This window comes from Actinomycetota bacterium (assembly GCA_035765775.1).
Taxonomy (GTDB): domain Bacteria; phylum Actinomycetota; class CADDZG01; order JAHWKV01; family JAOPZY01; genus DASTWV01.
In genome coordinates, this window is record DASTWV010000060.1 from 1 (window position 1) to 9,114 (window position 9,114).

Annotated in this window: 10 protein-coding genes; 7 read left to right on the forward strand and 3 right to left on the reverse strand. The window is 67.7% G+C overall.

All coding sequences use genetic code 11. The annotated features are described in order from the left end of the window. Positions 1 to 388 precede the first annotated feature (388 nt). The 4 genes from VFW71_16395 to VFW71_16410 all read left to right on the forward strand — a co-directional run bounded on the left by VFW71_16395 (position 389) and on the right by VFW71_16410 (position 4,484). Positions 389 to 2,359: an alpha/beta fold hydrolase gene (locus VFW71_16395; GenBank protein HEU5004339.1), complete on the forward strand. Its 1,971-nt coding sequence runs from the start codon at positions 389 to 391 to the stop codon at positions 2,357 to 2,359. A 12-nt stretch (positions 2,360 to 2,371) separates the two neighbouring features. After that, positions 2,372 to 2,560 (forward strand): hypothetical protein, encoded by a 189-nt coding sequence (locus tag VFW71_16400; protein ID HEU5004340.1) that lies wholly within the window; start codon positions 2,372 to 2,374, stop codon positions 2,558 to 2,560. Positions 2,561 to 2,709: 149 nt separating this feature from the next. Next, entirely contained in the window at positions 2,710 to 3,441 is a 732-nt protein-coding gene (locus VFW71_16405; protein ID HEU5004341.1) for a hypothetical protein, read from the forward strand. Between the two features lie 479 nt (positions 3,442 to 3,920). Continuing rightward, positions 3,921 to 4,484: a dihydrofolate reductase family protein gene (locus VFW71_16410; GenBank protein ID HEU5004342.1), complete on the forward strand. Its 564-nt coding sequence runs from the start codon at positions 3,921 to 3,923 to the stop codon at positions 4,482 to 4,484. A 96-nt stretch (positions 4,485 to 4,580) separates the two neighbouring features. Here VFW71_16410 and VFW71_16415 read toward each other — a convergent pair whose 3' ends face one another. After that, positions 4,581 to 4,775 (reverse strand): hypothetical protein, encoded by a 195-nt coding sequence (locus VFW71_16415; GenBank protein HEU5004343.1) that lies wholly within the window; start codon positions 4,773 to 4,775, stop codon positions 4,581 to 4,583. A 111-nt stretch (positions 4,776 to 4,886) separates the two neighbouring features. Between VFW71_16415 and VFW71_16420 the strand changes: the two genes are divergently transcribed. From VFW71_16420 to VFW71_16430, 3 genes are all read left to right on the forward strand, one after another. Continuing rightward, entirely contained in the window at positions 4,887 to 5,213 is a 327-nt protein-coding gene (locus VFW71_16420; protein HEU5004344.1) for a hypothetical protein, read from the forward strand. An 830-nt stretch (positions 5,214 to 6,043) separates the two neighbouring features. After that, the gene (locus VFW71_16425) at positions 6,044 to 6,319 is read left to right on the forward strand and encodes a hypothetical protein (protein HEU5004345.1); all 276 of its coding nucleotides are present in this window, start codon (positions 6,044 to 6,046) and stop codon (positions 6,317 to 6,319) included. A 47-nt stretch (positions 6,320 to 6,366) separates the two neighbouring features. Next, positions 6,367 to 6,573, forward strand: a complete 207-nt coding sequence (locus tag VFW71_16430; protein ID HEU5004346.1) for a helix-turn-helix domain-containing protein — start codon at positions 6,367 to 6,369, stop codon at positions 6,571 to 6,573. A gap of 49 nt (positions 6,574 to 6,622) precedes the next feature. Here VFW71_16430 and VFW71_16435 read toward each other — a convergent pair whose 3' ends face one another. After that, positions 6,623 to 7,240, reverse strand: a complete 618-nt coding sequence (locus VFW71_16435) for a hypothetical protein (GenBank protein ID HEU5004347.1) — start codon at positions 7,238 to 7,240, stop codon at positions 6,623 to 6,625. Next, positions 7,237 to 9,114 (reverse strand): RHS repeat-associated core domain-containing protein (locus VFW71_16440; protein HEU5004348.1); only part of this gene is annotated, 1,878 nt, incomplete at its 5' end. The genes VFW71_16435 and VFW71_16440, both read right to left, overlap by 4 nt.

The window sequence follows — 9,114 nt, forward strand, 5'->3', positions numbered from 1 at the left end:
TGTGGTGCTGGCGGACACCGACACCGTCACCGGCCGGAGGGGCCAGGACTCGGATTTCAGGCGGAGGTGGGGCTTCCTTGCGGCCACCCGTGGGGCGTTCTAAGTGGCCACCAGTGGGGACTTTGGCATGGCCACGTACAGTCCGGTGGCGTGCAACCATGGGGAGGGCAGCTCGTACCATGCCTGGGCGTTGCCTCATGCTGCATAGGGTGAATTCACCGGCAAGGACGGTGCCGAGCTACATGGAGACGCAGATCATCAGCCCCAGCCTCGACGTCGCCCCCGCCTTGCACCTGGCTGGGCGCAGGACCCTCCGCCGGGCTCACTAATGGTCATTCGTGCGCCGGGCAGGGCGCCACTCAGCCGGGCGGACGAGATGTTGTGCCTGTTGGGGCCTCCGCTGATCCGGTGGGCGGGGCGGGAGGAGTCCCTCCGGCTCCGCCCCAAGGAATGGGCGCTGCTGGGCCGCCTGGCGCTGGCCGACACGGAGCTGTCCAGGGCGGACCTCGCCCGGCTCCTCTTCCCGGCGGCGGACGATCCGCGCAGGGCCCTGCGCTGGCACCTGAATGCCGTGCGCACCAAGCTGCCCGCTGAGCTGGGCGAAGGCCTGCGGGCCGACGGCCACGCCATCGGGTTCGAGCCCTCCACCGACGTCGCGGTCTTCTCGGCGGCGGCGGAGCAGATCCGCGACCGTCCGGGAGCCGCTGCCCACCCCGGGCTGCTGGCGCTCTACCGGGGTGACCTGTGCGAGGGTCTCGCCGTATCGGCCTCGCCGGCGTTCGACACCTGGCTCTATGTGGAGCAGGAGCACCTCCGCCGCCTGTTCCGGCAGGCAACGGTCGCCTACGCCCGGTGGGCGATCGACGGCCGGCGGGCGGGGACGGCCATCCCGTCGCTCTCCCGGCTGGTGCACGTGGACCCGTACTGCGAGGACGGCCACGTTCTCCTGGTGGAGGCCTATGAGAGCCTCGGGGATCGGGAGGCAGCCAGATCCGCCTACCGCAGCTACCAACGCATGGTCCGCGATGAGCTGCAGGCCGAGCCGCAGCTGGTGCCCGCAGTGGCGGCCAAGGCAGCGCCCCGGGAGGGACGCGTCCTGCCCCGCGATGAGCTCGTGGCGCTGGACGAGATCACCATGCACATCGTGGAGTGGCCCGGCGAGGAGCCGGCCGTCCTGGCGATCCACGGCACCGCCGGCAGCGCCTACAGCCTGACCGGCCTGGGGGAGCGCCTGGCACCGGAGCACCGCTTCATCGCCATGGACCTGCGCGGGCACGGCTTCAGCGACAAGCCGCCGGGGCGCTACGACATCAGCCGCCACATCGACGACGTGGTCGAGCTCATGGACGCGCTCGGGCTGGAGCGCCCCGTCGTGCTGGGCTTCTGCATCGGCGGCCCGGTCGCAGCCGGCGTGGCCCTGCGCCGCGATGTCGCCGGGCTGGTCCTCATGGATGCGGCGATCGGATTGCCGGCCTTCCTGGCGCAGAAGGGCTCCGACCTGTCCAGCGCCGAGGCGAGCATGGACCTGCGGTTCCTCAGCGTCGACGAGTACGTCCGGGCGTGGCGGGCTGAGAACGGCCGGTACAGCGACGAGGCCGAGCGCTGGGTGGAGCGCTTCGCCCGGTTTGAACTGGCCCCGCTCTCCGACGGTACCTTCCGGCGCCGGGGTCTCCGGGATGCACTCGGCGAGGAGTTCGAATCGGTGCTGGCAGCCAACACCCTGGGGATGCTCGCCGAGGTGGCGGCTCCCGCCCTCGTCGTCCGTGCGGGCCGGCCCTGGCCGGGCGAGGGGCACTGGCTGACCGAGCAGGCGTTCGGTGCCCAGCTCAAGGCATGCCGGTCGCCCCGGGCCGTCGAAGCCCGCTGCTCCACCCATTCATCGCTGGTGCGGGATCCCGAACCGGACCTCATCGCCGCCCTGCGTGGCTTCGCCCAGGAAGCATGGGTCGGCGGCCTCCCGGCGGGGAAGGCCGCGGCGAAAACTGCCGCCACCTCCCCATCGGAGGGCGCAAACGGTTTGGCAAACGCCCGGGGAGCGACAGTGACCATGACCGCCGATCAGGGAGGCATGGGTATGGCAGACCCCGCAGTGGAGCTGGAGGCCTTCATCCGTTGGCTGGCCCTCGACCCCGAGCAGACCCGCAAGTACCTCCGGGATCCGGAGAGCGTCCTGGACGGGGCTCGGCTCACCGACCGCGTGCGGGCGACCCTCCGGGCCGCCGGGCCGCAAGCGGTCCTGGAGGCGGCCCGGGCCAAGGCCGAGACCATCTACGAGGCCCCGGAATCCTGGAAACCCAGCACCTTCAACCGGGATATCTCGGCCGGCGGGTATGGCCGCAAGCCCGCCGACGCCGAGTAGGAGGGGGCCGCAATGCTGATCTCTGCGACCCGCCCGATCGGGTTGCCCACCCGCTCCCACCTCTTTCCCGAGGACCGGATCTGCTCGCACCCGGGGTGCGCGACCCGGCTGTGCATCTATAACCGGCAGAGCACCTGTTACCTGCACACCACGCCGACAGCCCCGCGCCTGCGGGGGCGCAAGCCCGCACGCCGCGGCTGACGCCTCACCCCCGGCAGCGAATCAGAAGCACCGCTGGTCGTGGCTTGACCGCGCGCCCGTCACTCGAAAGGAAGGCGATGGAGGAGCCAACTGGATCACCACCGCGGCAAGGCGGCCCGCGGGCGCCCGCCGACGACAACCCCGGGACGATGAGCCTCGGCAAGCTGCTCGGGGTCGTTCCAGACGCCAATCCGTCCTCTCCGGCGGCTCACCACGGCGATGAAGGGCCCCCGGGGCCGGACCTGAGCTTCATGGGCCATGGCGACGAGATCCAGCTGACCGACTTCAAGCTCGCCCGCAGCATCGCCGTGGTGACCTGGGGCGCCCTGGCGTGGGACCCGCGGGAGCTGCCTCTGGTGTGCGACGACGAGGAGCGCCCCGAGGAGGCCTGGCACCCGGGCGGGCCCGAGTTGCCGATCGAGTTCTCCCGGGTGGCGGTCGACTGCCGCCTCATCCCGGTCCTCGACCCGGCCAACGGCGTCCCCGTGCCCACCCTGTGGGCCCGCAGCCGGCGCAACGACCTCAACGCCGCCGTCGAGGACCTGATGAAAGCCGAGGGGGCACGGAACCGCAAGCTCATCGGCTTCGTCGACACCAAGGACAACACGCACCGGTGCCTCGCCCACATGGCCATGGCTGAGCCGGTCAAAGCGTGGGCCCGAGGGCACGGCGTGGACTGCGTCATCTGGGCCGAGCTGCCACCCAACTTCGCCAACCACACCGGTCGGCCCTTCTCATTGGACACTGCGATGAGGTACCTCGGAGAACTCCCCAGGGCGCTCGTGGAGCAGGCCCGGGAGTACGTCAACCGGACGCCCGCCTGTGTCGACACCCCCCTGCGGCGGAGGCTAGCCGAGGTCGGCTGGCCGGGCCTCGGATGACGATCTGGCAAGGATGGCGTCGGCCGCCGTATGCGGAGCCGGGGTCTGGCTACGGGCCATCCAGATCTGAGACCATCGCCCGCACGGCCGCCTCGATGTCGCCGCCGCCCCGGGTCATCACGAGCCTCTCGAAGTCGTAGCGGGCGAAGTTTCGTCGCGTCGTGGTGTACCGGCAGGTGACCGATGCGCATCTGTTGGCTGTTGGCCGCCGCTGGGAAGGGCGTGTTGCGACGTTTAATCGGGGGCTCACAGGACTCTCCGACGCCCCGGGTGATGTGGTGCTGGTCCCTTTCAAACGTAGTTCTGAGCGAGGGCGAGCGACCTCGGCGTAACGTGGGCTCAGCGCGCAACGGCTTCGGCGATCGCTCACGACCTGAGGCAGACCAGCCTGCAGAGGGAAGGAGAGCTCGGATGGCAAGCTCACCGGTGGCCTTCGTCTCGACCATCGTCCGCATCTCCGTTGTCATGAGCGCGAAGCCATGCTGATCTACTCGATGGGCGTCTCCGTGGACGGCTTTATCAACGACCGCGAGGGCGCGTTCGAATGGACCGCGCCCATTGAAGAGGAGTTCCGTTTCCACCTCGCCCAGGTAGGCGAGCTGGGCGGCTATCTGCTCGGCCGCAGGTTGTACGAGACCATGCTGCCCTGGGAGACGGACCCGTCGATGCGCAGCAGCGAGTTGTGGGCCGTGTTCGCCGACGTCTGGTGCGCGCTCCCGAAGGTTGTCTTCAGCCGCACGCTCGACAGCGTGCAGGGCAACGCCCGGCTTGCCAAGGCACCGGTGGCTGAGGAAGTGGCCGCGGCGCTCGAGGCCACGGACAAGGACGTGTCGATCGGCGGCGCCGGGCTGGCCGCGGCAGCGATCGAGCTCGGCCTCGTCGATGAGCTGCGCTTGTTCCGCAACCCGATCATCGTCGGGGGCGGCACGCCCTTCCTGCCGCCGGTCACCAACGACATCCGGCTGGACCTGGTCGAGACCAAGACCTTCGGCTCGCGCGTGGTCTACGAGCGCTACCGGCACGTCCGCGATGACTCCGGCTGACGCCGCCGTCCGAGGCACCTGGACGCCGGCCGCCCAGACGGGCTGCTGAGCAGCCTGGTAGGTGAAGACGACTACGCCAACGTCTCGCGTCGAAAGTCAGGGTCGCGGGCGGAGCCGGCGCCAACGGTCGTAGCCGAGGGTGACGATCCCAAGGGCAATACAGCCCAGGCCGATCAAGCCCCAGAGTGCGTCGCCATCCATGAACGAGCCCGTGGGAGCGATGCCAAAGCCCTGGATCACCCAGACGGCGCCGGCGACGAAGAGGAGCGCGGCGATCACACGGAGGACCATTGGCCAAGCGTAGAGCACCACGGGCTTGCCCGACGTAACCGACGGGCGGCGCGCGCCCGTCGCCCAAAGGAGCCGGGTGTCTTGAAACCCCCTTACCCTGGGCACCCGCCAGTGGAGTCCTGGGATCCCCGGGAGGAGAGAGTTTCGCTGGCGTTCGGCATCGCCAGCCTCGCCTGGTACTGGGCGGACGCGTTTCTCGGTGAACTGACCGGCGGTTATCCCTGGGCCCTGTGGCTAACCCTAGTTCTCATTTGGCCGCTCATCGGCGCCGCGGCGGTCACGACCGGTTTCCACTCGCGGCGGAAAGCCAAGAGGGCGGGTCGCCAGTCCGCCGGGGGAGCCGTAGCTGGCATCATCATGGGTTTGATGGCCATCGGGGCCTTTCTTCTCTTCTCGGGGCCCTTGGTGCTGAGCGAGATCGTTGACCACCTCCACTGACTGATCCCCACCCCCGGACCGGCATCATCCGGCCTAGCCGGCCCGCCCATCCGGTTGCTCGGTAGCCTCGTGGGTTTCCGAGCCCGACTTTGGAATTAGGTGGTGAACCAATTGATCGCCATAACTGCTGTGGGTTCTGAACCATAGCTGGCCGCCGCTCCTATCTACGACAGTAAGTCCCACAGCCCCAAACCAGAGACGACAGATAACAACTTCCCGAATATCCCGTAGGCGTACCAGAATCTCCCGCCCTCCGCAAGCAGCAATGGTGCTCGTTGGGCTCCAGATAAATTCGTCCGGCTGTAGGGTGCCGTAGCCCCAAGCGGTCGCACCTCTGCCGCGCAGACGGAGCCGGCACTGGAGCTCGTCGACCCCGAAACCCAGCGGGCGGTGAAGGCCCCGGTCTCCTCGACCCGGGTCATGCCCCGGTCTCCTCGACCCGGGTTATCACGAAGCGCCGAGCCCCGCCGGGGGCCGACAGCGCCCAGGACGCCCTGGCCATCTGCCTGGACGAGCACGGGCGGGTCGACCTCGGCGTCATCGCCGGCCTCCTCGGCGCCGACGCCGAATCTGCCCGGAGCAAGCTCGGGGCGCTGGTCTGGCAGGACCCGGCCACCGCCGAGCTGCTCACCGCCCAGGCATATCTCTCGGGCGACGTCCGCTCCAAGCTGGCCGAGGCGGAAGCGGCGGCGGCGCTCGACCCCCGGTGGCGGCCCAACGTCGAGGCCCTGGCCAGGGTCGTCCCGGTCGACATCCCGCCGAGCGACATCGACGCCCGGCTGGGGGCGACCTGGATACCCGGAAGTGATCTCGAGGCCTTCGCCGGGGAGGTGCTCGCCTGCCCGTCGCTGCGGGCGGAGTACTCGGTCGCCGCCGCCAGCTGGGCGGTCAAGGTTGCCAACCCGGGCGAGCGCCACAGCGTGACCGCGACCAGCCAGTGGGGGACCGGGCGGGTCGACGCCCCCCGTCTGCTGGCGTTGTCGCTCGAGCAGTCCCCGGTGGCGGTGTACGACGAGGACCACATCGACGGCCGCGACGTGCAGGTGCTGAACACCGCCGAGACCCTTGCCGCCCGGGAGAAGCAGGAACCTCGCAGAGGTGGCTGAGATCACCGGTCGGAGTCCATCGCTGATCAGTCGTGTGATCGCGATCAATGGGCACACCCTGCTTCGGCGTCCGGCCCCCGCGAGGGGGGGCGCTTCCTTACCCCCAGAGAGCGGGAGGAGATCTCCCGGGGGACCTACGCCGCGGCGAGTCGGCGAGCGCCATCGCCCGGCGACTGGGGCAGCATCGCTCGACGATCACCCGTGAGTTCAAGCGCAACGGCGGCCGGGACTACTACCACGCCTGGCCGGCTTAGGGCCGGGCCCCGTCGTCGCCCCTCGATTGATGCCTTGAAGGCATCCGAATCAGGCCTGCGACTCCGCCAGCTTCACCCAACGCCAGAAAGCGTCAGGCTGGATCTCCCGGGCCGGCTGGCGGGCCACAGCGGCGTCAACATCAATCTCGACCCCTCTCAGCTTGACCTTGCCCTGGTGAGCGATCGACCCTCTCGAAGCGACGATCCGGTGTCCATAGGTAGCAACTGCACTGTCGAGGTCGAGGTTGTACTTTGGGTTCGGCACCTGGGTGAAACCCATGAGAACGTGTCGCTGGAAGGAAACGTCTTTCTTCCCGCCGGTGTAGAACTCCCAGCGAAGTCCGGGGCAACGCTCGATGATCACATCGCCCAAGAACAGTGCCACGTCGTTGACCACTGAATACCAGTCAGGAAGAAGACGGCCGGGGTTGTCCGGGTCGGCCTCAACATTGGCTACAAACCAGTCGTTGAGGTCCTGGATCCCGGAGTCGCTGCCCACCAGGTCCATCCCATTGGCCCTCAGCAGGCAACGCAACATCTCACGACGGGTCGTCCTTCCGCCCATCAGCTTGTTGAAGGCTCGACGGGCGTCAGCACGAGACAGTGTATTCAACGGGCCTGACACACCAGGGTCATAAACCTCATAGTCATCCCAGTCCACGATCATGGTCCGATCGACCAGGCGATTCCGGCTTTGTCGAGTGCTTCTGCCAGCGGCCCACTCGGACCCACCTGGCCGGTCACCGCACTCGCGCTGAACACCCACTCCACGCCGCTGATCGCCGGATTCTGCATAAGAAGCTGATCCTTGGCGATCTGAAGCTGAATGCTCTTTGTCAGCGAAGTGTAACCAACCTTCGACTCGATCGCCAAGCCGTCCTGCGTCAGTACATCTACGCGGCGAGCGCCCAAAGCCGTCTGGAAGGTTTGCTCTATATTAGCTCCTGGATACCGAGCGGCTATCGCATCCCGAGCTGCGTTACCGGCCGCCTGGTTGGCAATGATCGACTCATCACCCAATTCCACAGGATCGATATAGAAGGGGTCCGGGATCTCCGCGCCCTCCGCGCCGTCGACGGCGGCGGTCACGATTACTGTCCCGAAATCGGCAACGCCAATGCCGGCGTTCTCGGCGATGCCCGCGAGTAGCGGCAAAGGCGAACCACCCGGTCCTGCGGTTGCGGTGTCATTTGGGGGACCGGTTGGGATACAGTTGAAGCCGCTCAGGTCAGTCGCGTTCAGGGGATTCCCAGCTGTGTAGCCGTAGGCGCTCCCAGTGAGGGCTGAAAACGGGTCCCTGCTCAGAAACTGCGCGGTTGCGGGGTCGTAGTAGCGGGAACGCAGATAAACGAGGCCGGTTTCGGCGTCTGTGTATTGCCCCGCCAAACCGAAGGGGTTCGATACGGAACCCGTCGATGCCGTCAAGTGACCGTAGGAATCGAAGGTATAGGTGGCGACCATGACGCCCGACGCGTTGGTCAACGCCCTCGTCGAACCCAACTGATCCTGATGGTAGAAGAGGGTCCCCGAGGAGCTGAGCTGCTCCAGAGGCCGTCCGCCCGGTCCGTAGACATAGTCCGTTGACCCATCCACGAGCAGCAGGGGCAGGCCCTCGGCCACGTCCCAGGTCTCCTGGGAGACGGTGCCACCGACGGTCTTGGACATGCGAAGACCGTCTCCGTTGTAGGCATAGGTGGCCTGAGTGCTGGCCAGCTTCACGCTGGCCATGTTGGATCGGATCGGGACCAGGCTGTTCGTAGTCGAGTTGTTGCCCAGCTGGCCATTGGTATTCGAACCCCAGGCCCACACCGTGCCGTCAGACTTCACGGCGAGGGTGTGATCGTCATCGTCACCGTCGATGGCGATGCCGCCGGCTGCGCTGATCCCGCTCGCCTGCACGGGCACGGAGCTACCCGTGGTCGTGTTATTGCCCAGCTGGCCGGCGGAGTTGTCGCCCCAGACCCAGACGCTGCCGTCGGACTTCAGCGCCATCGAGTTGTGCCCGCCGGACGCGATGGCCACCGCCCCGGTGAGGTTGCTCACCTGGACGGGGACCAGGCTGTTGGCGGTGGTGCCGTTGCCCAGCTGGCCGGAAGCATTCTTTCCCCAGGCCCACACCGTGCCGTCGGACTTGAGCGCCACGGTGTGGGTGTCACCGCCAGCGATCGCGATGACGTTGGACATGCCGGGCACCTGGATTGGGACCAGGGAGTTGGCGGTGGAGTTGTTGCCCAGCGCCCCCGCTTCATTGTCGCCCCAGGCCCACATGGTGCCGTCGGACTTGAGTCCCAGGGAGTGGTCGTCGCCCGCAGCGATCGCCGTGACCCCGGTCAGACCCTGCACCTGGACGGGAACACTGCTGTTCGTCTGGGAGTTGTTGCCCAGCTGCCCGCTGGAATTCTGAACCGCCCTGGGTCTGATGGACACTCCATCGCTTTGAAAGGATGGAGCAATGACCAGATCAAAGAACCCCCTACGGCAGTACCCGCCGGAGATGAAGGAGCGGGCGATCCGGATGGTGCTGGAGGCCGCAGAGGCACA

Bases quoted from the DNA above. Each gene is read 5' to 3' on its own strand.
- VFW71_16405 (HEU5004341.1), top strand. From the start codon at position 2,710: ATGAGCCTCGGCAAGCTGCTCGGGGTCGTTCCAGACGCCAATCCGTCC.
- VFW71_16415 (HEU5004343.1), bottom strand. From the start codon at position 4,775: ATGGTCCTCCGTGTGATCGCCGCGCTCCTCTTCGTCGCCGGCGCCGTC.
- VFW71_16400 (HEU5004340.1), top strand. From the start codon at position 2,372: ATGCTGATCTCTGCGACCCGCCCGATCGGGTTGCCCACCCGCTCCCAC.
- VFW71_16435 (HEU5004347.1), bottom strand. From the start codon at position 7,240: ATGATCGTGGACTGGGATGACTATGAGGTTTATGACCCTGGTGTGTCA.
- VFW71_16430 (HEU5004346.1), top strand. From the start codon at position 6,367: ATGGGCACACCCTGCTTCGGCGTCCGGCCCCCGCGAGGGGGGGCGCTT.
- VFW71_16410 (HEU5004342.1), top strand. From the start codon at position 3,921: ATGCTGATCTACTCGATGGGCGTCTCCGTGGACGGCTTTATCAACGAC.